The following is a 24,134-nucleotide window of genomic DNA, read 5'->3' as shown; positions in this document are numbered from 1 at the left end:
CAGATCGCATCTGATGAAGCGTCTCTTCTCCAAATGATCACGCATTGTTCATTACAAACTCAGCCTGACATCACCCCCCGTTTTTCATCGCCTCATCCATATCCACCCGCGTCAGCTCAGGCGCAAATTGCAGGATGAAGTCACGTGTATAAGTGCGCAGGTAAGCGCCACGTCGCACGGCCAACCGGGTCACGTTGGGCGCAAACAGATGGCTTGCCACAATCGTCTTGAGACCATTGCGCTGGCTCGCTTCGATCGCCATCGAGGCGACGATGCCCACGCCCATCCCGAGCACGACATACTGCTGGATCACGTCCGAATCCATCGCCGTGAGGACAATGTCGGTGGCGATGCCGGCTTGCCGGAACGCGTCATCAATGTGCCCGCGACCAGTGAATCCAACGTCGTACGTAATCAGCGGATACGCGCCCAGATCATGCAACGACACGCTTGGCAAGGCCAGCAGCGGATGACCGTCCGGCACCACGATCGCGTGATTCCATGCGTAGCACGGGAACGACACCAGCTCATCGAACTGGCTCAACCCCTCGGTGGCGATACCGACATCGGCTTTGCCTGACAAAACTAATTCAGCGATATGCTCGGGCGAACTTTGCTGCAAAGCGATGCGTACCTCCGGGAACGCGGTACGAAATGCCTGCACCACGCGCGGCAAGACATAGCGCGCCTGCGTGTGGGTCGTCGCCACCGTGAGCGTGCCGCTCTTTTTGCCGGCATATTCTTCGCTGGCCTGACGCAGGTTATCGGCTTCGATCAGCAACCGTTCGACGATAGCCAGGATGCCCTTGCCGGGGTCGGTCAGACCGGTCAGACGCTTGCCGTTGCGCTGAAAAATCTCGACGCCCAGTTCGTCTTCGAGTTCACGGATCTGGCGGCTCACGCCGGGCTGCGACGTGAACAGCACGGTGGCCACTTCGGTCAGATTGAAACCGCAGCGCGTGGCTTCGCGGACCGAGCGCAGTTGCTGGAAATTCACAGCGATTCGTCGACCGCTTCGTTCACGAACACGCGCAAGCGCTTTGGTCGCAGCACCAGCGTCTCGCCCTCTTTCAGATTGAGCTGAATAAAGCGCTCGTTCGATATCACCGCCTCGATCATCTCGCCGTTGTCGTCACGTTCGAGATCGAGCTGCGCCAGCGGACCGATCGCATGGGCACGCCGCAAAGTCGCGACGATGCCTTCGGCACCGACCGCATACCGGTCAATCTCGATGTCGTGCGGACGCACGAATCCGACCCCGGCAGCGTCCTGCGCCAGCGCATGATCGGGCGCATCAAACGTGACGCCACCCGACTCCAGTACACCTTCATGCACGCGGCCCTGGAACAGGTTGACGTTGCCAAGAAAGCCGTAGACGAACGGCGAGGCAGGATGGTTATAGACCTCTTTCGGCGCACCGATCTGCTGCACTACGCCCTTGTTCATGACGACAATCTGGTCAGCCACTTCGAGTGCCTCTTCCTGATCATGCGTGACAAAAATGCTGGTCACCTGCAGTTCGTCATGCAGGCGGCGCAGCCAGCGACGCAACTCCTTGCGGACCTTCGCATCGAGCGCACCGAACGGCTCATCAAGCAGCAGCACACGCGGCTCGACCGCCAGCGCACGCGCCAGGGCAATGCGCTGGCGCTGGCCGCCCGAGAGTTGCGGCGGAAAGCGATCAGCCAGCCAATCGAGCTGCACCAGCTCCAGCAAACTCTTGACCTTGTCGCGGATCTGCGCTTCGGACGGACGCAATGCACGCGGCTTGACGCGCAGGCCGAAGGCGATGTTCTCGAACACCGTCATGTGCTTGAACAGCGCGTAATGCTGGAACACGAAACCGACCTGACGTTCGCGCACATGGCGCGCCGAAGCATCTTCGCCATCGAGCAGCACCTGGCCACGATCGGCCTGTTCGAGGCCGGCGATGATGCGCAGCAGCGTGGTCTTGCCACAGCCGGATGGCCCCAGGAGTGCAGTTAATTCTCCAGCCGGAAAATTGAGCGACACGTCATCGAGGGCGATGAAATTGCCGAAACGCTTGTGGATGTTCCTGACTTCGATAGCCATGATTAATGTCCTTCCGGTTGATGGGCGCCGCTCTCCTGCAAGCGCCATTCGATGAATGATTTCAGCACCAGTGTCACCAGTGCCAGCACAGCCAGCAACGACGCAACGGCAAAGGCAGCCGCAAAGTTATATTCGTTGTAGAGGATTTCGACATGCAGCGGAATTGTGTTGGTCTCGCCGCGGATGTGTCCGGACACCACCGATACCGCGCCGAATTCACCCATCGCCCGGGCGTTACACAGGATCACGCCGTACAACAAACCCCATTTGATATTGGGCAGCGTGACATGCCAGAAAGTCCGCCAGCCGGATGCACCCAGCACCAGCGCGGCCTCTTCTTCTTCGCTGCCCTGTGCCTGCATCAGCGGGATCAGCTCGCGTGCCACGAACGGAAAGGTCACGAAGATCGTCGCCAGCACCATGCCCGGCACAGCAAACAGAATCTTGATGTCATGCGCTTGCAGCCACGGTCCGAACCAGCCCTGCGCACCGAACAGCAGCACGTAGATCAACCCCGAAATCACCGGCGAGACCGAGAACGGCAAATCGATCAGCGTCAGCAGGATGTTCTTTCCGCGAAACTCGAACTTGGCGATCGTCCATGCTGCCGCCACGCCGAACACCAGATTGAGCGGCACGGCAATCGCCGCGATCAGCAAGGTCAGCCGGATCGCCGACAGCGCATCCGGCTCGATCACCGCAGCAAGATACGTCTCCCAGCCTTTCTTGAAGGCTTCGACAAATACCGCTACCAGCGGCACGAACAAAAATAGCGTCAGGAAGATCAGCGCGATACCGATCAGTATCCAGCGTATCCACACGGGTTCGACGGTAGAAGAAATCCGGGTCGCGGCCATCTCAGATCCTCTCTGTCTGGCCGCGCTTGCGGGTCCAGGCTTGCAACAGGTTAATCGACAGCAGCAGCACGAACGAGGCGGTCAACATCACGGCTGCAATCGCGGTGGCACCGGCGTAATCGTATTGTTCGAGTTTGGTGATGATCAGCAGCGGTGTGATCTCTGACACCATCGGCATGTTCCCGGCAATGAAAATCACCGAGCCGTATTCGCCGGTAGCACGGGCAAAGGCCAGCGCAAAACCGGTCAGCAAGGCAGGCAAAATCGTTGGCATGATGATGCGAATAAAGGTTTGCCAGCGCGAGGCACCGAGGCTGGCAGCGGCTTCTTCCAGTTCGCGCTCGGCATCCTGCAACACCGGTTGCACGGTACGCACCACGAACGGCAAACCGATGAAGGTCAGCGCCACGATGATGCCCAGCGGCGTAAATGCGACCTTGATACCGAGCGGTTCGAGATAACGTCCCAGCCAGCCGTTGGACGAATACAGCGCCGTCAGCGCGATGCCGGCGACGGCAGTCGGCAGCGCGAATGGCAAATCGACCAGCGCATCGACAATTTTTTTGCCGGGGAATTCGTAGCGCACCAGCACCCAGGCGACGATGCCGCCGAACAGCACATTGAGCAAGGCACCGATCAGCGCTGCGCCAAACGTGAGCTGGTAGGACGCCACCACACGCTCGGAACTGACTGCACTCCAGAACGCTTCCCAGGTCATGCCGAAGGTTTTCAGGAACACCGCCGACAGCGGCAGCAGCACGATCAGGCTCAGGTAAAACACCGTGAACCCGAGTGACAAATTAAAGCCGGGCATCACGCGAAACGCGGATGCCCGGCCGGGAAGAGAAGTTGCTGCAGTAGTCATTGACGCCTCGTTATTACCGATCCAACTATCGAGGCGCGATGATTGCATGATGGACAAATAACGAAAACGATTTTTTGTGCATGTGGATAGCTGGAATCCATATAAGCCGTGCGTGCGGCTGTGTTGGAAAAAAACTGACACGATTAAAAAACACCGACATTTACTTTACTTACCTTGTTATTTTAACGACAGACGTTAAGATAACTACCTATGATCAATCGAACCGCCTTATTGTTGCTTCAGGAAAAGCTCTCCCACACGTCGGCCGTCGTGCTGCTGGGACCGCGCCAGGTCGGCAAGACTACGCTGGCGCGCACCGTCGCCGATGGCTGGCCCGGTGGCGCGGTGTATCTGGACCTGGAACGCCCGGCCGATCGGCTGCGGCTGGAAGATGCCGACAGCTACCTGCGTGCGCAGCAAGGCAAGCTGGTCATCCTCGATGAAATCCACCGCGCACCCGGCGTATTTGAAATCCTGCGCGGCATCATTGACGACAACCGCCGCGCTGGCCAGCGCAACGGTCAATTCCTGCTTCTGGGCTCCGCCTCGCTGGACCTGATGCGCCAGTCCAGCGAAACGCTGGCCGGACGCATCGCTTATATGGAGATTGGCCCGATCGAGACCAGCGAAGCCAGCGACGCAGGCATCGCCGATGCCACGCTCTGGCTGCGTGGCGGTTTCCCGGACAGCCTGCTGGCAACCGACGACAGGCGCAGCCTCGACTGGCGACGCGACTTTATCCGCAGTTATCTGGAACGCGACGTGCCGATGTTTGCCCCGCGCCTTCCCGCCGAAACCATCGGCCGGCTCTGGACCATGCTGGCGCATCAGCAAGGCGGCATATTGACGCAGACGCGCCTGGCCAGCGCGCTGGCCGTCGCCAACCCGACTGTCGATCGCTACATTGATTTACTGGTCGACCTGCAGCTGCTGCGACGACTGCGCCCGTGGAGCGGCAACGCCGGCAAGCGCCTGGTCAAGGGTCCGAAAGTGTACGTGCGCGACAGCGGCATCGTGCATGCGCTGCTGTCACTGGAAACACAGGACGACGTACTCGGCCATCCAGTCTGTGGTGCGAGTTTTGAAGGACACTGCATCGATAACCTGATCGCCGCTGCTGGTCCGAATCGGGTGCCGTATTACTACCGTACCCAGGCCGGTGCCGAACTGGATCTGCTATTCGAAAAAGGCGGCCGGATCGAGATGGCCATCGAGATCAAGCGCTCGTCATCACCGACTCCGGCCAGAGGCTTTGCCATTGCCTGCGATGACCTCGGCATCACGCAACGCTTCGTGGTCTATCCCGGCACCGAGCGCTTCGCCTTGCGTCACGGTGCCGAAGCCATCGGCTTGCCGGAACTGACGGGATTGCTGCGCGCCTGAGTTGGCTGCGTTTTAATGATGGCAGTCCGGACATTTGGTGCAATGCCCTGACTGCGGTTGCTGATTCTGTCTGCGCTCCGTCATGACCAAGATCGCAGGCTCCCCGCCTGCATCAGGATAGTGAAGCGGTTCATTTGCGCTCCGGTAGATAAATCTGATCAAACACGCCGCCATCGGCGAAATGGATTTTCTGTGCCTTGGTCCAGCCACCAGCGACGTCGTCGATGGTCAGCAATTGCACTTTCGGGAATTGCGTGGCGTATTTTTTGACCGCTGCCACCGAGGTCGGGCGGTAGTAATGTTTGGCGGCGATCTCTTGTCCCTCGTCCGAATACAGGTACTGGACGTAGGCTTCGGCAAGCTTGCGGGTGCCGTGCTTGTCGACCACTTTATCGACCACGGCCACTGGCGGTTCGGCCAGGATGCTCAGCGGCGGCGCAACGATTTCGACCTTGTCCGGACCGAGTTCCTTGATCGCCAGCAGCGCTTCGTTTTCCCATGCGATCAGTACGTCGCCGATACCACGTTCGACGAAGGTGGTGGTGGCACCGCGTGCGCCGGAATCGAGCACCGGCACGTTCTTGTAGAGCTTGCCGAGGAAAGCGCGCGCCGTTGCTTCATTGCCGCCAGGTTGCTTGAGCGCATAGCCCCATGCCGCCAGATGGTTCCAGCGCGCACCGCCCGACGTCTTCGGATTCGGCGTGATGACAGCGATGCCGGGCTTGATCAAATCACTCCAGTCCTTGATGCCTTTCGGATTGCCCTTGCGGACCAGGAACACGATCGTCGAGGTGTATGGCGCGCTGTTGTTCGGCAAGCGTTTTTGCCAGTCGGGTGCGATCAGGCCACGTGCGGCGATCGCGTCGATGTCATAGGCCAGCGCCAGCGTGACGACGTCCGCTTCCAGACCATCGATGACGGCACGGGCCTGCTTACCGGAACCCCCGTGGGATTGTTTGAAGCGGATCGTGTCACCCTGCTTGGCTGTCCATTGCTTTGCAAAAGCCTGATTGAAATCCTGGTACAGCTCGCGGGTCGGATCGTACGATACATTGAGCAGTGACAGCTCGGCGGCACTCACGCACTGCGCGGCGGGGATGAGCAGCACGGCGACGAGTAGCAACTTGAATAAAGAGGGGAGTGCCATCTGATGGTCCTGGAACAAGTAGTTTCTGAGGCCTCCACAGTAAGCGCCGCATTGGCAAAACTGAACGAATGCATTCGCGCTTCGATATGCAAATTTCAGATATGCTCCGCGTTCCCATCAGTTACTAATTAGCAATCATGCAGATCATCCTGGACCCGCTGTTCTACGCCGTCGCCATTCCCGCCGTACTGATTACCAGCATTTCGAAGGGCGGTTTTGCCGGAGGACTGGGCATCGTGGCGGTGCCGTTGATGGCACTGGCGATTTCGCCGACCCAAGCCGCCAGCATCATGCTGCCTATATTGTGCGTGATGGACCTGACCGGTTTCGTGACCTGGCGCAAACGCTGCGATCCTGGCTTGCTCAAACTGCTGTTGCCCGGCGCGTTGATTGGCATACTTACCGGTACGCTAATGTTCCACCAATTAAACGACGCGATGGTGACGGCGATGGTAGGCGTGATGGCGCTAGTGTTCGCGCTCAATTACTGGTTCAAGGGCAAGGTGTGTTCCCCCGTGCATTTGCCGGACAAAGCTAGCGCAGGACTGTGGTCATTCCTCTCGGGATTCACCAGTTTCGTGTCCCACGCAGGTGGCCCGCCGATGGCTATTTATCTGCTGCCAAAAAACCTCGACAAGGCGGTTTATGTTGGTACCGTAACGATCCTGTTCACGACAATCAATTACGCCAAGATCGTGCCCTATGCGCTGCTTGGTCAGCTCAGCGTGGACAACCTCGCGACGGCGGCGGTGTTGTCGCCTCTGGCGCCGATCGGCGTAAAACTCGGTGCGTGGATGCATGACCGCATTGATGCGAAGGTGTTTTACCGGATCTCGTATGGCTTTTTGTTGCTGACCGGGTTGAAGCTAAGCTGGGATGGATTGCGGCACTGGGTCATGTGAGTTTCTGTTGAACCTGCGCGGTCCGCTCGGTGCAATGCCCTTCGGTTATCGCACCCTACTCTTTTTTAGTCTCCTTGCTAGCGTGCGGGAAGCGGTCCATTTTTGATAGCACCGGAAAGCCGAGGGCCCATGCACCGGTGACCGCTAGCGTGGCAATGCCGCCGATCAGAATCGCCGGCACCAGCCCGAACCAGCCGGCGGTGATGCCCGACTCGAACTCACCGAGCTCGTTGGACGCGCCGATGAAGACCGAGTTGACGGCACTGACGCGCCCGCGGATGGCGTCCGGCGTTTCGAACTGCACCAGCAAATGCCGGATGTAAACACTGACCATGTCACCAACGCCCATCAGCACCAGCGCACCCATCGCCACGACGACGCTACCCGTGAGACCCAGCACGACGGTGCCGGCGCCGAACAGCGCGACACCACCAAACATCCACACCCCGACACGGCGCGTGATCGGCCAGAACGTCAGTGCAATCGAGGTAGCCGCCGCGCCGAGAGCCGGTGCAGTGCGGAGCAAGCCGAGGCCGTTCGGACCGACATGCAGGATGTCGCTGGCAATCGCCGGCAGCAGCGCGGTGGCCCCGCCGAACAGTACGGCAAACAGGTCCAGCGAAATCGCGCCGAGTACGACCGGGCGAGACCAGACGAAGCGCAAGCCTTCCATCACGCTGTGCCAGGTGGCCGGTTCCTTGTGCGTCACTTGCGGCGTACTACGGGTCATCAGCATCAGGACGGCGGACAGCACCAGCAACATGGCGACAATCAGATAGACCGTTTTCGGACCGGCCAGATACAGCAAACCGCCCAGCACCGGGCCGACGATCACCGCGACGTGGAAGGTCGACGAACTTAAGGCGACGGCTTTTCCAAAGCTGTCGGTCGGCACCATGTTGATCAGGATGGCCTGACTGGCGGGCATCATGAATGCGCGCGCACTGCCGAACAGCACCAGCACCGCGAAGATCGGCCAGACCACTTGCAGACCCATGAACGTCAATGCCAGCAAGCCGAGTCCGCATGCCAGTTGCGCAAGGATGCAACCGGTGATGATCTTGCGCCGGTCGTAGCGGTCAGCGACATGGCCGGCGTACAGGATCAGTAACAGGAACGGCGCAAACTGCGCCAGCCCGATAAGGCCAAGGTCGAAGACATCGCCGGTCATCGCATAGACCTGCCAGCCGATGGCGACGCTTTGCATTTGCACGGCCAGCGTCGAGAGTAATCGCGCTGCCAGATAAAAACGGAAATTGCGGTAACGCAGAACGCCGTAGCGACTGCCTGAGTCCGGGTCGGATGTCATCCATTGCCTTGCCTGAAAGAATCGCGTCATCTTACCGAAGAGTGACCTCAAAAAACACGGCGCTGCACATTCCCTAAGCTTATGACGAATGAGTTGTTGGCTTTCCCGCCAACAGTTTGCACAATCACGGGTCCATTTTCCGAGGCCTGCCCCATGTCAACGCACTTGTCCACGCACCTGTCCACATTCGTCTTCACACCTCCTGCCCTGCTGCGCCGCGTCGGCCAGGTCCTGCTGCTGGCGAGCGCGACGTTCGCGTTCGCTCACACTGCCAATGCCGCCGATACGGTTTTGCTCAACGTGTCGTATGACGTCACCCGCGAACTGTACAAGGACATCAATCCGGCCTTCATCGCCGAGTGGAAAAAGACCACTGGCGAAACCCTCACCATCAACCAGTCGCATGGTGGCTCCAGCAAACAGGCCCGCTCGGTCGCCGATGGCCTCGAAGCCTCGGTGGTGACGATGAACCAGGCCAACGATATCGACTTGCTGGCCGAACGCGGCTTGCTGGCAGCCGACTGGTCGAAGAAATTCCCGAACGGTGCGGCACCGTTTTATTCGACGATGGTGTATCTGGTGCGCAAGGGCAATCCGAAGCAGGTCAAGGGCTGGGACGACCTCGCCAAGCCGGGCATCAAGGTCGTCGTGCCGAATCCGAAAACCTCAGGCAACGGCCGCTACACGTATCTGGCGGCATGGGGCTCGGTCCTCAAAAAAGGCGGCACCGACGTGCAAGCCCGTGAGCTGGTGACGAAGCTGTTCAAGAACGTCCCGATTCTCGATACGGGCGGCCGCGCAGCGACCACGACCTTCACGCAACGTGCCATCGGCGATGTGCTGGTGACGTTTGAAAATGAAGTGCAACTGGTACGCAAGGAATTCGGCGATAACTTCGATGTGGTCTATCCGGATGTATCGATCCTGGCTGAGTCGCCGGTGGCGGTGGTCGACAAGGTGGTGGACAAGCGCGGCATCCGCAAGCAAGCCACGGCCTACCTGCAATTCCTGTACTCACCGCAAGGCCAGGAAATCGCAGCCCAGCATTACCTGCGCCCGCGCCTTGAAGCGGTGACGAAAAAATACCAGGCCAGTTTCAAGCCGGTTTCACTATTCACCGTGGATGAATTTTTTGGGGGCTGGAAACAAGCGCAGAAGACGCATTTCGATGACGGCGGCGAATTCGACAAGATATACGTCAAATAGCCAGCGCGGCCACCTGCACCTGGCGGTCAACAGCAAGCGCAAGGATGATCACGGCAGTATCGTGCCTGCCCTGCGCTTTACCAGAATTTTAAACGCCACCTCAGCTCCAGAATCCCCGCAGCAGCGGTATCACGATCACGCCCCAGGTCGCCGCTGCCAGCGAAAAAGTAAGGAAGACCGCCGCGCTACCAAAATCCTTGGCATTTTTTGACAGCGGATTGCGTTCCAGCGAGACCCGGTCGACCACTGCTTCGATCGCCGAATTAAGCAACTCGACGACCAGCACCAGCACGAACACGCCGATCAGCAACAGCTGGTGCAAGGCGGGCACCGGCAAACACAGCGCGACAATGGTTGCCACCACCATGACCGCCAGTTCCTGGCGAAACGCATGTTCGCCTTTCCAGGCTGCTTTGAATCCTTCCATCGAATAAAAGAATGCGCCGGCGATGCGCTTGAGACCACTCTTGCTCTTGAACTGGCTGATCGGTTGATTTTCGTCGCTCATGCTGGCCCTGGCTGGATTACGTTATCAAACAAATCGGCGGAAAAAATAATCGCTAACCGGTCGCGAAAGCGGCCGCACAGAGTCTATCGTACGCGCGCACCGCCGCCGGATTCTAACAGTGCGCCGAGGTTACGAAGGCATTATTCTGGTCGTGAATCACAGGTCATCAAGCTGAAATAATCCCACCGTAATAAGTCAGGGATCGGCGTCCGCGTTTCGCATTGTGGTATAAACGGTAGCTTCCATTTGCCACGAAAAACATCATGACTGCGACAGCGCCTTCAGAGACCGATAAAACGTCCATTCAAGTCATCGAACGCCTGACCTCGCTGCTCGATGCACTGGCCCGCTACCCCGATCCGGTCAGCCTCAAGCAGCTTTCAGCCGATACCGGCTTGCATCCCTCGACCGCCCACCGCATCCTCAACGACCTGGTGCTCAAGCGTTTCGTTGAACGCGCAGAGCCAGGGGCCTATCGTCTGGGCATGCGTTTGCTGGAACTGGGCAACGTCGTCAAAAGCCGCCTGAACGTGCGGGAAGCGGCAGTCGACTTCATGCGTGCACTGCATCGCAAGACATTCCAGACGGTGAACCTCTCGGTGCGCCAAGGCGATGAGATCGTCTACATCGACCGGGCTTTTTCGGAACGCTCCGGCATGCAGGTAGTACGCGCCATCGGCGGACGCGCACCGCTACACCTGACCTCGACCGGCAAGCTATTCCTGTCGGTTGATGATCCCAAGTCCGTGCGCTCGTATGCAACTCGCACCGGTCTATCGGGACACAACAAGAATTCGATCACTGAACTGACCACGCTCGAACGCGAATTGAGCCTGGTGCGGGCACGCGGTTTTGCGCGTGACAACGAAGAGCTCGAACTCGGCGTGCGCTGCATGGCTGCCGGCATTCGCGATGACTCGGGACGCCTGATCGCCGGACTGTCCATTTCCGCACCCGCCGATCGGCTGCAAGAAGAATGGCTCGACGACTTGATGCTGACCGTGAATCAGATCTCTGCGGTATTGGGATATTCTCCTCAGGATGCCGGCTAACCCGGCAGTCCCGCTCTGAATTGAAAGCGGCGACGCGCTGGCGATTTCTGCGACTGCACGCATCTCAGGTGGCGATATGTCAGGCTAAGGCTAGCTTTCGGTTGAGCGTACGTAACTCTGAAATTCCGCTTCTTGCAGAACCCGCGCGGCGTCGGCATGACCGGACTGCTGTGCGATATCCGAGGGATATTGACCAATATCCGAAAAGACTAACGGATCAATGCCTGGTAGTTGCTGCAAAAATTTGACTGCTTCCATATTTCCGGAACCGGCGACGAAATGCATTACCGACAGACCTTCTTTGTTCCTCTGGTTGATGTCATCCACCCGCGTCGCCAACATGCGCAAGGTATCCAATTGGCCGAAATACGCCGCCCGATGCAACGGTGTGTCACGACATGCTGCTTCGGCATTCACGTTAATGACAGGCAGTGCACTCATCAAGGCCTGGACAATGTTCGCGTCACCACGGGCGGCGGCCAGATGCAACACAGTGCTGCCACTGTGATCAACAGGACTATTGGGATCCAGTCCGGGATGCCTCAGTAATGTCAGCACCATCTCTGCATTGTGCTGACCGGCCGCCACATTCAGGGCTGTTCCCAGTCCCTCGCCCGCCAGATTAACGTTGAGCTCGGGATAGTGCTGCAAAAGCGCCTTCACCACATCGATACGACCTGCCTTGATTGCCGATGTCAATGCCGTATGTCCATCTGACCTGACCGCATTCATGAGCCATGGTTTGGAGTCCAATAAAGTGAAGACGGTATTGAACCCGTGTTGATCCGCGGCCAACCGGTAGGTCTTGTTGTACTCGTCAGCGGCATTTTCAGGGATGCTTAAATTTAACAACTGGTGATTGAGAAGCCGCTCCACCACTTGGTACTGATCGTGTTGAGCAGCAAGGCACAACGCAGTATTGCCATGCCTATTTCGTACATGAGGATCGACTCTCGCATCGCCAAGCAATGCGTCCAGATGATCGATCTGCCCTGCCTGAGCCGCCATGTGCAGGGCCGTGTTGCCTTGTTGATCCGTTAAATTCACATCCAGCTCAGGCCACTCCAGCAGAACCTGCATTTCGGGCAAATTGTTTTTCCTGACTGTTGTCATGAGCAGCGTAGTGCCGTCAGCCGATGATCGGTTTATGTCAGCACAAAATGTATCCAGCATCCGATGAAGTTCGGCCTCATCAGCCATGCTGATATCGAGAAGGTAGTCGGGTTCGCTGGTCATTGAAAGTTGTGACCGGAGTCCTGCCGCCATCGCCGTGCCACGTGGCGCAGGGACCGTTCGCGGCAGGTAGCTAGCCCGTGTCTGTACCTCGACTGCGCCGGGAAGGAAGTGAGCATCGGAGATACGTCCCGATTGATCATGAGCACTGTGCGGCAAGTAAGTATTTTGCGTTCTGGATAGTGGTGAATAGGGTTGCATTGAAAGAGTTCCATTAAAGAGAGTCGGTGCGACCAACGTTAAAAACCGTATTGACAGCTCATTAAGTAACACTTCCCTCAACTAGGTTCCGTCTTACCAAAACGGGATTCAGCGTATCGACAAACCAACATATGTGATGCGTTGACAAACCAATGTCATCAGGCGACGCAGAACAAACGCTTTTAGAACGGTCTGTCTGATCACAAATGGACTTCATGCTGAAGGCCATCATCGATACGCAAAATCGGAATCCCCATAAAAAATGCCGCTCAGTGTTTAACTGAACGGCATCAGGATAGGATCTGATTTTTCTTCAACAACCTACTTTTTCAGCTGTGTGCTACCGGTAAGTTACGCGCAGTTGGCACAGCCAGCGGATTGGTCAGATTGTCAGGCTTCGATGTTTCAATCCATTTGCGAATCCGGCCGGCGTCGGCAGTGCGGGATTGCTTGCCCTTAGAATCAAGAAATACCATGACAATTGGGCGACCTTCGATATTCGTCATCATGACCAGGCAACGGCCAGCCTCGTTGATGTACCCCGTTTTCTGCAGGTCGATATCCCAGCCCGGATTACCTACCAGATGATTGGAATTCGAGTATTGCAGTATCCCGCTGCCAGGCTTGACCGCGTACTTGGTATCGGTCGAATACTGGCTGATGATCTGATGCTGACGCGCTGCAATGACGAGCTTGGCCAGGTCCTGAGCGGTGGCCACGTTGTGGCTCGACAGTCCTGTTGAATCCACGTAATGGGTATCGTTCATGCCGAGCGACTTGGCTTTGTTATTCATTGCAGCAACGAATGCCGGCAGTCCGCCCGGATAGTTTCGACCAAGTGCCGACGCTGCCCGATTCTCTGAACTCATCAATGCAATATGGAGCATGTTGGCGCGGGAAAGGATAGAGCCAACCCGCAGACGTGACGACGAATTTTTTTCACGATCGATATCGTCGTTGGTGACCTCGATCATTTCATCCATGTTCTGATTCGACTCCACCACAACCATGCTGGTCATCAGTTTTGTGATCGATGCAATCGGCAAGGCGACGTTCGAGTTTTTTTCGAATAAGACTTTTGAATTGGACTGATCCAGCACCAGTGCGACATTCGATTTCAGGTCGAGCGCATCAGGAGTCCGGTTCAGGCCGGCAAGTTCGCCGGCGCTCACCACTGCCGGCAAAATCACCGCTGCTGTCCGTTGGCGAGTGCTCGGCTTCGCCTTGGGAGCCACAGCAACAGAGCGTCGCCGTGACGATTTTTTAGCAATTGATTTCTTGGTGGACTTTTTCGCGGACGTCGATCGCTCCGGCTTGTCTGCAGCATTTGCCACGGTGCCCGTAGACAAGAAAAACGAACACATCAGCAAAAATACAAATAAGGGTCTGGACATCAGGGGCTCCCGATCATGGGAAAAATTGATCACATTGTAGTTTAGCAAAAAGTCGATTATCCACAAGCGAATTAACCACTTAGCGTTAGCTTTTAACCTTATTTCGCACTGACCATACTAATTTGACAATGAATTATTGTTTCAGCGTTTGTCGGCAAAATTAGTATTCTGTGGAAGCAACAACTATTGCGAGAGAAACCTCACAAAACCGGCCACAGGCTCACGTTCGGTAATCAATGTATTTTCGATTTTACTGTTATCTGCGTAACCGAGCGACATGCCGCACACCAGCATCTCGTTTTCCGGCAACTGCAACACCTCGGCAATGATCTTGTAATACTGCGTGAATGCTGCTTGCGGACAGGTATCGAGGCCACGACCGCGCGCGGCAATCATCACATTTTGCAGGAACATGCCGTAGTCCAGCCATGAACCCAGTTCCAGACTGCGATCGATTGTGAACATCAGACCGACCGGCGCATCGAAAAACAGGTAATTGCGACCGTGCTGCGCGTGCATGCCCGCCTTGTTTTCGCGCGTCAGTTCCAGCAATGCATACAGGTCCCAACCGACCTTGCGGCGGCGGTCGATAAATGGCGAATTCCATTTCAGCGGGTAGTAGTTATATTCCTGCACGTACTTGGTCGCCCCGTCTGGATCGTCGTGCGCGGCGAGCACTGCTGCCGACAAGCGCTGCTTGATCGCATCGGTAAGCACATACACTTTCCAGGGCTGGGTGTTGGTGCCTGACGGTGCCCGGGCAGCCACCTCCAGCAACTGTGTTATCACTTCAGGACTCACCGGATCAGGCAGGAAAGCCCGGATCGAATGGCGGGAAATAATGGCGTCATCAACGTGCTGCTGCGGTGTCTGGGTCATGGCTGGCTCGGGGCAAAGGAGGGAATCGGTATCGATTGAAGCAGACTACGCATGGGTAAGGGAATAGGTGTCGACTGACGGCTGGCGCGTTCCACACAGACATGGACCACATAGCCCTGTGCTGCCGCAAGGTCGTCGTCGTTGCAAAAAATAGCAAGCTCATAGCGGATGCTGGAATTGCCCAGTGCCGCCACGCGCAGCGCAGCAGTAATCCGGTCAGGAAACGCCACGGGCGAAAAATACGTGCAGTTCGACTCAATGACCAGACCGATCACCGAACTGTCTACGATATCCAGCACGCCGCCTGAAATCAGCAGCTCGTTAATGATCGTATCGAACCAGTGGTAATACACCACGTTGTTGACGTGACCGTAGGCATCGTTATCGAGCCAGCGCGTCGTGATCGGATGAAAATGCGCGTAGTCGGCGCGACGGTGTGCCGCCATCCGCATTATTTCCTCACCACAAAGACCACACCCATCACGGCCAACAACATGCCGACGATGCCTATCCAGCTGAACTGTTCGCCAAATGCCAGCCACGCCATCACTGCGGTGGTCGGCGGCGTCAGGTACAACAAGCTAGTTACGCTTGTCGCCGCGCTTTTCCGGATCAACGAAAACAGCAGGAAAATCGCCCCGATCGACAGTGCCAGGATTGACCACAGCAACGCACCGATGAAACTCGGCGTCCACTGCACCGTCTCCAGCGCCGGCGAAAACCCTTCAAACAGGATCGCAAACGGCAGTACCACCGCAGCGGAGGCCGCGAACTGGATAATCGTACCGGTGCGCAAATCGAAGTGGGCGCAATAGCGCTTCTGATACAGCGTACCAGCCGTGATCGACAGCAGCGCCATCAGACACAACAAAATACTCTCGGTCGACAACCCGATCAGGCTGATCTTGTTGGCGACCACCAGCGCAACCCCGCACAAGCCCAATGCCAGTCCGATCCACTGCTTGCCACGCACCGATTCGCCAATCAGCGGTGCGGCAAAAGCAGTCAGAACGGGTTGCATGCCGACGATGAGCGCCGACAGTCCCGCCGGCATGCCCAGCTTGATAGCGGTCCAGACACCGGCCAGATAGCCGGCTTGCAGCAAAATACCGGCCAGCGCAACGTGCCCGACCCGTCCGGTCGGCCACGGCGCGCGCAGCACCAGCACCAGCGGCAGCAGCACCAAAAGCACCCCGGCAAACCGCAACAACAGAAAGGTCAACGGCGGCGCATACGGTAAACCGAACTTGGCCACAATGAAACCGGTGCTCCACAGCAGCACAAACACCCAGGGCATCGCCGCCAGGTAAGGAGACGGACGGATTGCCGTCATCGCAGGTGAGGACATTCGATTCATCATGGCGTGGTTGCCAGCATGGCAGGTGGCATCGTCCAGCGTGCTGCGTACTCTGCGGCAATGGCGATGGTTTGTAAGTGGACCCGAATGGTATCCTCAATATCCCGACCATAACCGCCTGCCATCGAAATGGCGACCGGAATACGGCGCTGATGTGCCGCTTCCAGCACCATCCGGTCGCGCTGTGCCAGACCATCGAGCGTCAGCTTCATGCGCCCGAGCCGATCGCCTTCGTGCGGATCGGCACCTGCCAGAAAAATAATCAGTTGCGGATCGAAGCGGGCAAATAACGTCGCCAGTGCGATCGACAGCGCAGCCAGGTAGGCGACATCAGCGATATCGTCCGGCAAGCCCACATCCAGATCGCTGACTGCCTTCTCGAACGGATAATTACGTTCGCCGTGCAACGACAGTGTAAACACCGAGTCGTCGTGCGCGAGAATGTCGGCCGTCCCATTACCTTGATGCACGTCAAGGTCGACCACTGCAACCCGGCTTACACGCCGCTCGGCCTGCATCAGGCGTGCAGCAATTGCCGCATCATTGAAGACACAAAACCCTTCGCCGTGAGCCGCGTGCGCATGATGCGTACCACCGGCAAGATTGAGTGCGACCCCATCATCAAACGCAGCACGGCAAGCACCAATGGTTGCGCCTGTCGAGCGCCGCGAGCGCTCAACCATACCAGGCGACCAGGGAAAACCGATGCGTTTCTGTTCCGCCGCCGACAGGTCGCCGACGCTGACTCGACGGATGTAGTCCGGATGATGAGCCAGTGCCAGCACGCCATTGCCGATATCGGGTGCCTCGGCAAACTCGATTTCAGGCGCAACGCTGACGGCACGCTCGCGCAACAGGCGGTACTTCTGCATCGGGAAGCGATGACCGGCGGGCAGTGGCAAGACAAAGTGGTCGCTGTAGAAGGCTTTCAAGGCAGGCAAAGTCCAAAAAAATTGAACTGTGAGTTTAGCATCGGCCATCACAACGCAAACGCCTACTAACTAACGACCACTTGTCCACGGATACTACTAATCAATTTGTCAACAAGTAATCACCCGAATAACCCGACCGTGCGGTAAATAATGTGCTTGACTTGACATCACCATTCCTTAAAATAGAACGTGCTGCAGCGCACCAAGCAAGCGCAATCCAGTCGCGGCAGACCGATCCCACCCACAGGAGAAATACATGTTTTCAACACCAGAACAGTTCTCAGCAGCAACCAAATCCGCATTTGAATCCCAGCTCACATTGATGTCGTCGCTGTCTCACAAAGCATTTGAAGCCGTAGAAAAACTTACTGCACTGAACATGCACACGGCCCGTACCTCGATGGAAGAATCCAACGCTGCGCTCAAGCACATGTTCTCGGCCAAGACGCCACAAGAGTTCTTTGCACTCGGCTCGGCACAGTCGCAGCCAGGCACCGAAAAAGCAGCGGCGTACGCACGCAACGTCGCCAGCATCGCTTCCGAAATCCAGGCTGAATTCGCCAAAGTGACCGAAGCCAAGATCAGCGAAATCAACCAGAAGGTCGTCACACTGGTTGAAGACGTCACGAAGAATGCACCGGCCGGCTCCGAAACGGTCGTCGCGATGTTCAAGACCGCACTGGGCAATGCCAATGCCGGCTACGAGCAACTCTCGCGTACTACCAAGCAAGCGGTTGCCACCATTGAAGGCAATGTCAACAATGCGGTCACCCAGATGGCCGAAGTCGTTGAAAAAAGCACGCCGCGCGCAGCCGCAAAAAAGTAAGTCCGTTAGTGCAGTAAGCCACGTGCAATGATGAAAAAAATGCCCCGGAATATATCGGGGCATTGTTGTTTTCAGCCGGAGAACGTGGCTAACGACCTGTCGTGCTTTACAGCACGCGCTCCAGCACACGCTGCAAGCGCTCCGTCGCCGTGCCATCGGTCAGCGCCGGCAAATTGCACAAGGCCACCAGCATCTGCTGTTCGGTCGCCACCGGCTGTCCGGACTTGAGTGCCGCCTGCAACACCTCGACCTGCAATTGCAAGCGTTCGCGCATCAGCTCGGCGGGACTATCGAGCGACAACACGATTTCCATCCGCAGCAACTCCCGGCCCAGGACGGTCCGATTGGCTTCGAGTGTCGCCGCGTACGCGGTATCGGTCTGCTGTGCAGCGATTTGCGCCTGCTCGAAACGCTGACCAAGGGCGCGCTCAAACGGAGTGGCCAAGGCCGGCAATGCTTGCCACTGATCCTGTAACGCAGCCGCATCGCCGCCTGCCACTAATGCCGACTCGACTTGCTGGCACAACTGCAGCTTGGCCAGGATCGCTTGCTTGGCCAGCGCATCACTGGCGCGCTGCGCATGGTCAACCTGTTGCTGCAAGGCGGTGACGGCCTGTCGGTAGCGTGTGTCGATCGCGCTTTCTGCCGCACGCGGCACGGGGCCGGCGCGATGCCAGGCGCTCGCCGTATCACGCAGCAGGCTGACCACTTGCGGGATTGCCAGTTCGCCAGCCTGTTCCAGCGCAACGCATAGCGCCTCCTTCGCGTGCAGATTGTCCTGACGGCCAGCGTCGGCTTCGGAAACCGCTTCCTTGCGACGCGCAAAAACGGTATCGCAGGCAGCGCGAAACCTCGTCCACAGTCCCTGTTCGTCATTGCGCTCCAGCGGCAAAGCTTTGGCGCGTTCCTGCCAGCGATCCTGCAGAACGCGCAACGCATCGAGTGCACCGCGATCATTGGGCGACAACGCGACCACGTCAGCGATCATCTGTTCGCGCTCGCGGATTTCGCTTGCGCGGATGTCATCCAGGGGCGCACGCAGGCGCTGCAGCACGGCATTGAATTCGGCATCGAGACGCTTCTTTTCCTTGCGCTCGGTCGGCCCCAGACGCTGCCAGCTCTGCAGGCTGCGCTGGCAAAACAGCGCCACCGCTTTCCAGTCAGGATGCTCGACACCGACTAACGCGTCGGCATTGCGTTGCATGTCCGCGATCATGTCGGTTGCTACCCCGACGTTGGCCTGGCGCTCTTCGGCCAGCCTGGCGAAGTGCTCGGCGACCGGCGCGTAGGCGGCCGTGCAGGCAGCATCGAAGCCATGCCAGAGCTCTTTCGGCGCAGAACCGGCCGACCCGTCCAGCGACTTCCAGCGCTCACGCAGGCTGCCGATTTTCTTGGCCAGCTCGCCCATCGCCAAGGCTTGCTCGGGCAAGGCTTCGGCGGCTTTCTGTAATTCTTCCCGCGAGACATTGCCACCCCAGCGCGCCCAGCCTTGCAGACGTCCCAGTTCGGCGCGCAAACGCGACAATTGCGCGGCCTCGGCCTCGCTCGGACGCAATGCGGGCAGATCAAGCGAACGCAAGCGCTTGTCGGCTTCCGAGGCGATTTGCAGACTGCCCTCCTCGAGGGCCTGCTCCATCGACTGCAAGGCCGCGATAAAAATCGGCTTCTGATCAGACACCGGCAGTACCGACATCACCGGTGCCACTTTGACCGGCCGGGCAGCAATCACGCGCTGCAGTAATTCATCGAAGCGCTGCTGCCACTCCGGCGCGACCTCGCCTTGCCAGCCGCGTCGCAACGTCGATTCTTGCAGTGACTCGGGCGCAGCCGCTTCCCATTCTTCCAGCAGGGCCAGACGCGCCAGCGACGCGGCGTGGCGCTGCTCGAACGCCACCAGCGACGTGCGCAACACCTGTGCGGCTTCGTCGCACTGGACCAGCAAATGTTTCGGGACAGCCCCGATGTCGGCCGACAGGCGCAGGTCGGCAAGCGATGCCACCAGCGCGTCCAGTGTGGCGCGCACCACCTCGGGAGGTTGCTCGCCGGGTAGTGCGCGCAATTGGGCCAGCGTGTCGAGGACGGCGCGTTGCAAGGTGGCTTGCGCGGCGAGGCGAATGCCCAACGTGGCGCGACTTGTCGCGAACGCTTGTTGCTCGGACTCCGGCACCAGCGTCAGTGCTTGCCAGCGACGATCCAGTTCGCTGACCTGATTGGGCGTTAATGTCGTTGCGTTGGCAAGTCGGTCGGCATCGGCGATGCAGGTGGTGGCCAATGCCAGCAGCTTGCGCTGTGTGTCGAGTTGATCGAGTCGCGTCTGCATCAGCTTGGCGACACGCCGGTCGGTCTTGCGCGTAGCCGCCAGCACCTGCTGCAAGGCAGGTACGGAGTGGACAGCTTGCGCAGCGAGCAAGCGGGCATCAGCAAAATCGCAGGCAATCAGGAAGGCGACACTGGCCGCTTCGTCGTGTTGCACTGCTTTCGCAGCGGTCATCGCCGCTTCGCGCGCAGCGGTTGGCGCGACCACGATGGGCGCGACCACCACAACAGGAGTTGGCGGAGTTTTAGGTTTGCGCTTGAAAAGAAAATCGAACATGGATGGCAGGCCGCAGCAGAAATAGGAACGTCATCATAACAACGGATGCGATGGCGCTCATGCGCAATCTCACAGTAAGTACCATCTCGGCACCAGCGCGCACCGGCGCAAAGCGTTCGCGCACCGGAAATTAGCAGGCTCACTGCGGATCGCACATTCGTGATTGGCACATATACTGCTAAGCGATTACCGCACCGACACTCCGATACCCGACATGCCCGACGCCAGCCATTCACCCTCCCTCCCGCGCAGCCATTGGCAAGCACGCCTGTCGCTCGGCTTCGTCAACGATGCCGGCACCACACGCCTGACCGAGCGCGAACATGTCGGGCCGCTGCGGGTGCAGAAGGCGCTGTATCCCGAACATCCCTCGGTCTGCCATGCCGTCATTGTCCATCCTCCGGGCGGTGTCGTCGGCGGTGACCAGCTCGATATCGCGGTGCGGGTCGGTCGCGAGGCCGCTGTTTTCATCAGCACACCCGGTGCCGCCAAGTGGTATCGCGCCAATGGCCATGTCTCGCGCCAGACCGTGCGTCTTGACGTCGCCGCCGGCGCCTCACTGGAATGGCTGCCACAAGAAACCATCTTCTTCAACAACGCCCACGTTCACCTCGACAGCGCCATCACGCTGCACGGCGACGCGACCTATTTCGGTTGCGATATCCTCTGCTTTGGCCGCACTGCTTCCGGCGAAACGTTTAACGCCGGCACCATCGCACAGCACTGCACGATACGGCGCGACGGCAAGCTGATCTGGTTCGAGCAAGGACGCATCGAGGGTGCCGGCACGATCATGCACAGCCCGCTGGGACTGGCTGGCAAGACGGTTTGTGCGACGCTGCTGGTCGCCGGAAAACCCATCACGCCGAGCGCATTGACGACACTGCGCGAGAAGCTCGGCCCGCAAGTCGGTATCACGCAAACGAAAGCCATCCTCGTCGTGCGCCATCTGGGCAACTCCAGCGAGGTCGCGCGCGCCCTGATGATGCAGGCCTGGCAGGCGCTGCGCCCGCTGCACCTGGCGCGGGAAGCCGTCGTACCGCGCATCTGGAATACCTGAACACTTACCAAGGCAAACCCATGGACCTGACTCCAAGAGAAAAAGACAAGCTGCTCATTTTTACGGCAGCACTGCTGGCCGAACGCCGCATGGCACGCGGCGTGAAACTGAACTATCCGGAAGCCATCGCACTGATCAGCGCCGCCATCATGGAGGGCGCACGCGATGGCCGCACCGTGGCCGAACTGATGTCGGCCGGCACCCGCATCCTGACCCGCGCCGATGTGATGGAAGGCATCGCCGAGATGATCCCCGACATCCAGGTCGAAGCGACTTTCCCGGACGGCACCAAGCTCGTCACCGTTCACCAACCGATACCCTAGAGGCCGCCATGATTCCAGGTGAAATGCTGATCGAACCCGGCGAGATCGCCCTCAATGCCGGTCGCCGCACGGCCACCGTGGTGGTCGCCAACAGTGGCGACCGACCGATCCAGGTCGGCTCGCACTTCCATTTTTTCGAGACCAATCCGGCGCTGCAATTTGATCGTGAAGCGGCCTACGGCATGCGCCTTCACATCGCCGCCGGCACCGCCGTGCGCTTCGAGCCGGGCCAGCAACGCACGATCGAACTGGTCGATCTGGCCGGCTCGCGGGAAGTCTATGGCTTCAATGCCAAAGTGATGGGAGCGCTGAAATGAGCTCGCCACTCAGTTCGATGACCCGTCAAGCCTATGCCGAAATGTTCGGCCCCACCACCGGCGACCGTGTCCGGCTGGCCGATACGGAACTGTTCATTGAGATCGAAAAGGATTTTGCGACCTACGGCGAAGAAGTCAAATTCGGCGGCGGCAAAGTGATCCGCGACGGCATGGGCCAGTCGCAGCGCAACCATGCCGACGTGATGGATACCGTCATCACCAACGCCGTCATCATCGACCACTGGGGCATCGTCAAGGCCGACATCGGCCTCAAAAACGGTCGCATCGCCGCCATCGGCAAAGCCGGCAATCCCGACATCCAGCCGAATGTCACCATGTCGATCGGCGGCGCGACCGAAATCATCGCTGGCGAAGGCATGATCGTCACTGCCGGCGGCGTCGATTCGCATATCCATTTCATTTGCCCGCAACAGATCGATGATGCGCTGATGTCGGGCGTGACGACCATGCTGGGCGGTGGCACTGGCCCGGCTGCGGGCACCTCGGCCACCACCTGCACGCCGGGACCGTGGCACTTGCATGCGATGCTGTCGGCGGCCGATGCGTTCCCGATGAACCTCGGCTTTCTCGGCAAGGGCAATGTCAGTTTGCCGACGCCGCTCGAAGAGCAGGTGCGTGCCGGTGCGATCGGATTGAAGCTGCATGAGGACTGGGGCACCACGCCGGCTGCAATCGACAATTGTCTCGCGGTGGCTGACCGCATGGATGTGCAGGTAGCCATACATACCGACACGCTCAATGAAGCCGGCTTTCTGGAACACACGCTGGCTGCCTTCAAGGACCGCACCATCCATACCTTTCATACCGAAGGTGCCGGTGGCGGCCATGCGCCGGACATCATCGCCGCGGTCGGGCAAGCCAATGTCCTGCCCTCATCGACCAACCCGACCCGGCCCTACACCGTCAACACGCTCGATGAACATCTCGACATGCTGATGGTCTGCCACCACCTCGATCCCGCCATTGCCGAAGACATCGCGTTTGCCGAGTCGCGCATCCGGCGCGAGACGATTGCGGCCGAAGACATCCTGCACGACCTCGGCGCGATCAGCATGATGTCATCGGATTCGCAAGCGATGGGACGCGTCGGCGAAGTGATTTTGCGCACCTGGCAAAGCGCGCACAAAATGAAAATCCAGCGTGGCGCGTTGAAGGAAGACAGCAGCCGCAACGACAATTTCCGGGTCAAGCGCTACATCGCCAAGTACACGATCAACCCGGCCATCACCCATGGCATCAGCCATCTGGTCGGATCGGTCGAAGTGGGCAAACTGGCCGATCTGGTGTTGTGGAAGCCGGCGTTTTTTGGTGTCAAGCCATCGATGATTCTGAAGGGGGGCATGATTGCTGCCGCGCTGATGGGCGACCCGAATGCATCGATCCCGACACCGCAACCGGTCCATTACCGCAAGATGTTTGGCGCGTATGGCGGCGGTCTGAAAACCTCATTCACCTTCGTCTCGCAAGCGGCGATGGAGGATGGTGTCGGCGACCAGCTCAAGCTGAACAAGACGCTCTTTGCGGTCAAGAACATGCGTCACCTGCGCAAGTCCGACATGATCCACAACGGCGCAACGCCGACGATGGAAGTCGACTCCGAAACCTATGAAGTGCGCGCCGATGGCGAGCTGCTGGTGTGCGAACCGGCCAAGGTGCTGCCGATGGCGCAGCGCTATTTTTTATTCTGAATCGAAGC

At 58.6% G+C, this 24,134-nt stretch carries 23 protein-coding genes; 9 read left to right on the top strand and 14 right to left on the bottom strand.

Annotated elements, in window-relative coordinates:
- Nucleotides 1-70: 70 nt before the first annotated feature.
- The 4 genes from QN370_RS09395 to cysT are packed head-to-tail and all read right to left on the bottom strand — an operon-like array spanning nt 71 to nt 3,795.
- Nucleotides 71-997: a CysB family HTH-type transcriptional regulator gene (locus tag QN370_RS09395; RefSeq protein WP_322128287.1), complete on the bottom strand. Its 927-nt coding sequence runs from the start codon at nt 995-997 to the stop codon at nt 71-73.
- Nucleotides 994-2,073 (bottom strand): sulfate ABC transporter ATP-binding protein, encoded by a 1,080-nt coding sequence (locus QN370_RS09390; RefSeq protein WP_322128288.1) that lies wholly within the window; start codon nt 2,071-2,073, stop codon nt 994-996. Before QN370_RS09390 ends, QN370_RS09395 begins: the two co-directional genes overlap by 4 nt.
- Nucleotides 2,074-2,075: 2 nt before the next feature.
- On the bottom strand, nt 2,076-2,930 hold the full coding sequence (gene cysW / locus QN370_RS09385) for a sulfate ABC transporter permease subunit CysW (RefSeq protein ID WP_322128289.1): 855 nt from the start codon (nt 2,928-2,930) through the stop codon (nt 2,076-2,078).
- A gap of 1 nt (nt 2,931) precedes the next feature.
- A complete protein-coding gene (cysT, locus tag QN370_RS09380; RefSeq protein WP_322128290.1) occupies nt 2,932-3,795 on the bottom strand; it encodes a sulfate ABC transporter permease subunit CysT in 864 nt (287 codons plus the stop codon).
- A gap of 210 nt (nt 3,796-4,005) precedes the next feature.
- Here cysT and QN370_RS09375 point away from each other — a divergent pair, with 210 nt between their 5' ends.
- The gene (locus tag QN370_RS09375) at nt 4,006-5,178 is read left to right on the top strand and encodes an ATP-binding protein (protein ID WP_322128291.1); all 1,173 of its coding nucleotides are present in this window, start codon (nt 4,006-4,008) and stop codon (nt 5,176-5,178) included.
- Nucleotides 5,179-5,308: 130 nt separating this feature from the next.
- Here QN370_RS09375 and QN370_RS09370 read toward each other — a convergent pair whose 3' ends face one another.
- Nucleotides 5,309-6,325, bottom strand: coding sequence for a sulfate ABC transporter substrate-binding protein (locus tag QN370_RS09370; RefSeq protein ID WP_322128292.1), 1,017 nt, complete (start codon nt 6,323-6,325; stop codon nt 5,309-5,311).
- A 137-nt stretch (nt 6,326-6,462) separates the two neighbouring features.
- Here QN370_RS09370 and QN370_RS09365 point away from each other — a divergent pair, with 137 nt between their 5' ends.
- Nucleotides 6,463-7,227, top strand: coding sequence for a sulfite exporter TauE/SafE family protein (locus tag QN370_RS09365; protein ID WP_322128293.1), 765 nt, complete (start codon nt 6,463-6,465; stop codon nt 7,225-7,227).
- Between the two features lie 55 nt (nt 7,228-7,282).
- Here QN370_RS09365 and QN370_RS09360 read toward each other — a convergent pair whose 3' ends face one another.
- Nucleotides 7,283-8,536, bottom strand: a complete 1,254-nt coding sequence (locus QN370_RS09360; RefSeq protein ID WP_322128294.1) for an MFS transporter — start codon at nt 8,534-8,536, stop codon at nt 7,283-7,285.
- Nucleotides 8,537-8,689: 153 nt separating this feature from the next.
- Here QN370_RS09360 and QN370_RS09355 point away from each other — a divergent pair, with 153 nt between their 5' ends.
- Nucleotides 8,690-9,742, top strand: coding sequence for a sulfate ABC transporter substrate-binding protein (locus QN370_RS09355; RefSeq protein ID WP_322128295.1), 1,053 nt, complete (start codon nt 8,690-8,692; stop codon nt 9,740-9,742).
- Between the two features lie 100 nt (nt 9,743-9,842).
- Here the strand turns inward: QN370_RS09355 and QN370_RS09350 are convergent, their stop codons facing one another.
- Nucleotides 9,843-10,250, bottom strand: a complete 408-nt coding sequence (locus QN370_RS09350; protein ID WP_322128296.1) for a diacylglycerol kinase — start codon at nt 10,248-10,250, stop codon at nt 9,843-9,845.
- 263 nt (nt 10,251-10,513) lie between these two features.
- Between QN370_RS09350 and QN370_RS09345 the strand changes: the two genes are divergently transcribed.
- On the top strand, nt 10,514-11,302 hold the full coding sequence (locus tag QN370_RS09345; RefSeq protein ID WP_322128297.1) for an IclR family transcriptional regulator: 789 nt from the start codon (nt 10,514-10,516) through the stop codon (nt 11,300-11,302).
- 90 nt (nt 11,303-11,392) lie between these two features.
- Here QN370_RS09345 and QN370_RS09340 read toward each other — a convergent pair whose 3' ends face one another.
- From QN370_RS09340 to QN370_RS09315, 6 genes are all read right to left on the bottom strand, one after another.
- The gene (locus QN370_RS09340; RefSeq protein ID WP_322128298.1) at nt 11,393-12,736 is read right to left on the bottom strand and encodes an ankyrin repeat domain-containing protein; all 1,344 of its coding nucleotides are present in this window, start codon (nt 12,734-12,736) and stop codon (nt 11,393-11,395) included.
- A gap of 329 nt (nt 12,737-13,065) precedes the next feature.
- On the bottom strand, nt 13,066-14,130 hold the full coding sequence (gene pbpG, locus QN370_RS09335) for a D-alanyl-D-alanine endopeptidase (RefSeq protein WP_322128299.1): 1,065 nt from the start codon (nt 14,128-14,130) through the stop codon (nt 13,066-13,068).
- A 183-nt stretch (nt 14,131-14,313) separates the two neighbouring features.
- The gene (locus QN370_RS09330; protein ID WP_322128300.1) at nt 14,314-15,009 is read right to left on the bottom strand and encodes a nitroreductase; all 696 of its coding nucleotides are present in this window, start codon (nt 15,007-15,009) and stop codon (nt 14,314-14,316) included.
- The gene (locus QN370_RS09325; RefSeq protein WP_416172160.1) at nt 15,006-15,461 is read right to left on the bottom strand and encodes an acyl-CoA thioesterase; all 456 of its coding nucleotides are present in this window, start codon (nt 15,459-15,461) and stop codon (nt 15,006-15,008) included. The genes QN370_RS09330 and QN370_RS09325 overlap by 4 nt, the downstream gene beginning before the upstream one ends.
- A complete protein-coding gene (locus QN370_RS09320; protein ID WP_322128302.1) occupies nt 15,461-16,357 on the bottom strand; it encodes a DMT family transporter in 897 nt (298 codons plus the stop codon). Before QN370_RS09320 ends, QN370_RS09325 begins: the two co-directional genes overlap by 1 nt.
- An 8-nt stretch (nt 16,358-16,365) precedes the next feature.
- Nucleotides 16,366-17,298, bottom strand: coding sequence for a histone deacetylase (locus QN370_RS09315; protein WP_322128303.1), 933 nt, complete (start codon nt 17,296-17,298; stop codon nt 16,366-16,368).
- A gap of 256 nt (nt 17,299-17,554) precedes the next feature.
- On the opposite strand from QN370_RS09315, the gene phaP reads away from it, so the two are divergent.
- Nucleotides 17,555-18,124, top strand: a complete 570-nt coding sequence (gene phaP, locus QN370_RS09310; RefSeq protein ID WP_322128304.1) for a TIGR01841 family phasin — start codon at nt 17,555-17,557, stop codon at nt 18,122-18,124.
- Between the two features lie 106 nt (nt 18,125-18,230).
- Here phaP and QN370_RS09305 read toward each other — a convergent pair whose 3' ends face one another.
- Nucleotides 18,231-20,717: a DUF349 domain-containing protein gene (locus QN370_RS09305; RefSeq protein WP_322128305.1), complete on the bottom strand. Its 2,487-nt coding sequence runs from the start codon at nt 20,715-20,717 to the stop codon at nt 18,231-18,233.
- Nucleotides 20,718-20,931: 214 nt separating this feature from the next.
- Here QN370_RS09305 and QN370_RS09300 point away from each other — a divergent pair, with 214 nt between their 5' ends.
- The 4 genes from QN370_RS09300 to ureC are packed head-to-tail and all read left to right on the top strand — an operon-like array spanning nt 20,932 to nt 24,126.
- Entirely contained in the window at nt 20,932-21,777 is an 846-nt protein-coding gene (locus tag QN370_RS09300) for an urease accessory protein UreD (protein WP_322128306.1), read from the top strand.
- A 20-nt stretch (nt 21,778-21,797) separates the two neighbouring features.
- A complete protein-coding gene (locus tag QN370_RS09295) occupies nt 21,798-22,100 on the top strand; it encodes an urease subunit gamma (RefSeq protein WP_009667877.1) in 303 nt (100 codons plus the stop codon).
- A gap of 8 nt (nt 22,101-22,108) precedes the next feature.
- Nucleotides 22,109-22,417: an urease subunit beta gene (locus QN370_RS09290; RefSeq protein WP_322128307.1), complete on the top strand. Its 309-nt coding sequence runs from the start codon at nt 22,109-22,111 to the stop codon at nt 22,415-22,417.
- Nucleotides 22,414-24,126, top strand: a complete 1,713-nt coding sequence (gene ureC, locus QN370_RS09285; RefSeq protein ID WP_322128308.1) for an urease subunit alpha — start codon at nt 22,414-22,416, stop codon at nt 24,124-24,126. The genes QN370_RS09290 and ureC overlap by 4 nt, the downstream gene beginning before the upstream one ends.
- Nucleotides 24,127-24,134 lie beyond the last annotated feature (8 nt).

It is taken from the genome of Actimicrobium sp. CCI2.3, from assembly GCF_035019065.1.
GTDB lineage: Bacteria > Pseudomonadota > Gammaproteobacteria > Burkholderiales > Burkholderiaceae_D > Actimicrobium.
This window is presented reverse-complemented; position numbering and strand designations above follow the sequence as displayed.

Coding starts and splice junctions, on each gene's coding strand:
- QN370_RS09320 (WP_322128302.1), bottom strand. CDS start 16,357: ATGTCCTCACCTGCGATGACGGCAATCCGTCCGTCTCCTTACCTGGCG.
- ureC (WP_322128308.1), top strand. CDS start 22,414: ATGAGCTCGCCACTCAGTTCGATGACCCGTCAAGCCTATGCCGAAATG.
- cysW (WP_322128289.1), bottom strand. CDS start 2,930: ATGGCCGCGACCCGGATTTCTTCTACCGTCGAACCCGTGTGGATACGC.
- QN370_RS09350 (WP_322128296.1), bottom strand. CDS start 10,250: ATGAGCGACGAAAATCAACCGATCAGCCAGTTCAAGAGCAAGAGTGGT.
- QN370_RS09330 (WP_322128300.1), bottom strand. CDS start 15,009: ATGACCCAGACACCGCAGCAGCACGTTGATGACGCCATTATTTCCCGC.
- QN370_RS09370 (WP_322128292.1), bottom strand. CDS start 6,325: ATGGCACTCCCCTCTTTATTCAAGTTGCTACTCGTCGCCGTGCTGCTC.
- QN370_RS09305 (WP_322128305.1), bottom strand. CDS start 20,717: ATGTTCGATTTTCTTTTCAAGCGCAAACCTAAAACTCCGCCAACTCCT.
- cysT (WP_322128290.1), bottom strand. CDS start 3,795: ATGACTACTGCAGCAACTTCTCTTCCCGGCCGGGCATCCGCGTTTCGC.
- QN370_RS09290 (WP_322128307.1), top strand. CDS start 22,109: ATGATTCCAGGTGAAATGCTGATCGAACCCGGCGAGATCGCCCTCAAT.
- phaP (WP_322128304.1), top strand. CDS start 17,555: ATGTTTTCAACACCAGAACAGTTCTCAGCAGCAACCAAATCCGCATTT.
- QN370_RS09340 (WP_322128298.1), bottom strand. CDS start 12,736: ATGCAACCCTATTCACCACTATCCAGAACGCAAAATACTTACTTGCCG.
- QN370_RS09295 (WP_009667877.1), top strand. CDS start 21,798: ATGGACCTGACTCCAAGAGAAAAAGACAAGCTGCTCATTTTTACGGCA.
- QN370_RS09365 (WP_322128293.1), top strand. CDS start 6,463: ATGCAGATCATCCTGGACCCGCTGTTCTACGCCGTCGCCATTCCCGCC.
- QN370_RS09360 (WP_322128294.1), bottom strand. CDS start 8,536: ATGACATCCGACCCGGACTCAGGCAGTCGCTACGGCGTTCTGCGTTAC.
- QN370_RS09390 (WP_322128288.1), bottom strand. CDS start 2,073: ATGGCTATCGAAGTCAGGAACATCCACAAGCGTTTCGGCAATTTCATC.
- QN370_RS09345 (WP_322128297.1), top strand. CDS start 10,514: ATGACTGCGACAGCGCCTTCAGAGACCGATAAAACGTCCATTCAAGTC.
- QN370_RS09300 (WP_322128306.1), top strand. CDS start 20,932: ATGCCCGACGCCAGCCATTCACCCTCCCTCCCGCGCAGCCATTGGCAA.
- pbpG (WP_322128299.1), bottom strand. CDS start 14,130: ATGTCCAGACCCTTATTTGTATTTTTGCTGATGTGTTCGTTTTTCTTG.
- QN370_RS09325 (WP_416172160.1), bottom strand. CDS start 15,461: ATGCGGATGGCGGCACACCGTCGCGCCGACTACGCGCATTTTCATCCG.
- QN370_RS09355 (WP_322128295.1), top strand. CDS start 8,690: ATGTCAACGCACTTGTCCACGCACCTGTCCACATTCGTCTTCACACCT.
- QN370_RS09375 (WP_322128291.1), top strand. CDS start 4,006: ATGATCAATCGAACCGCCTTATTGTTGCTTCAGGAAAAGCTCTCCCAC.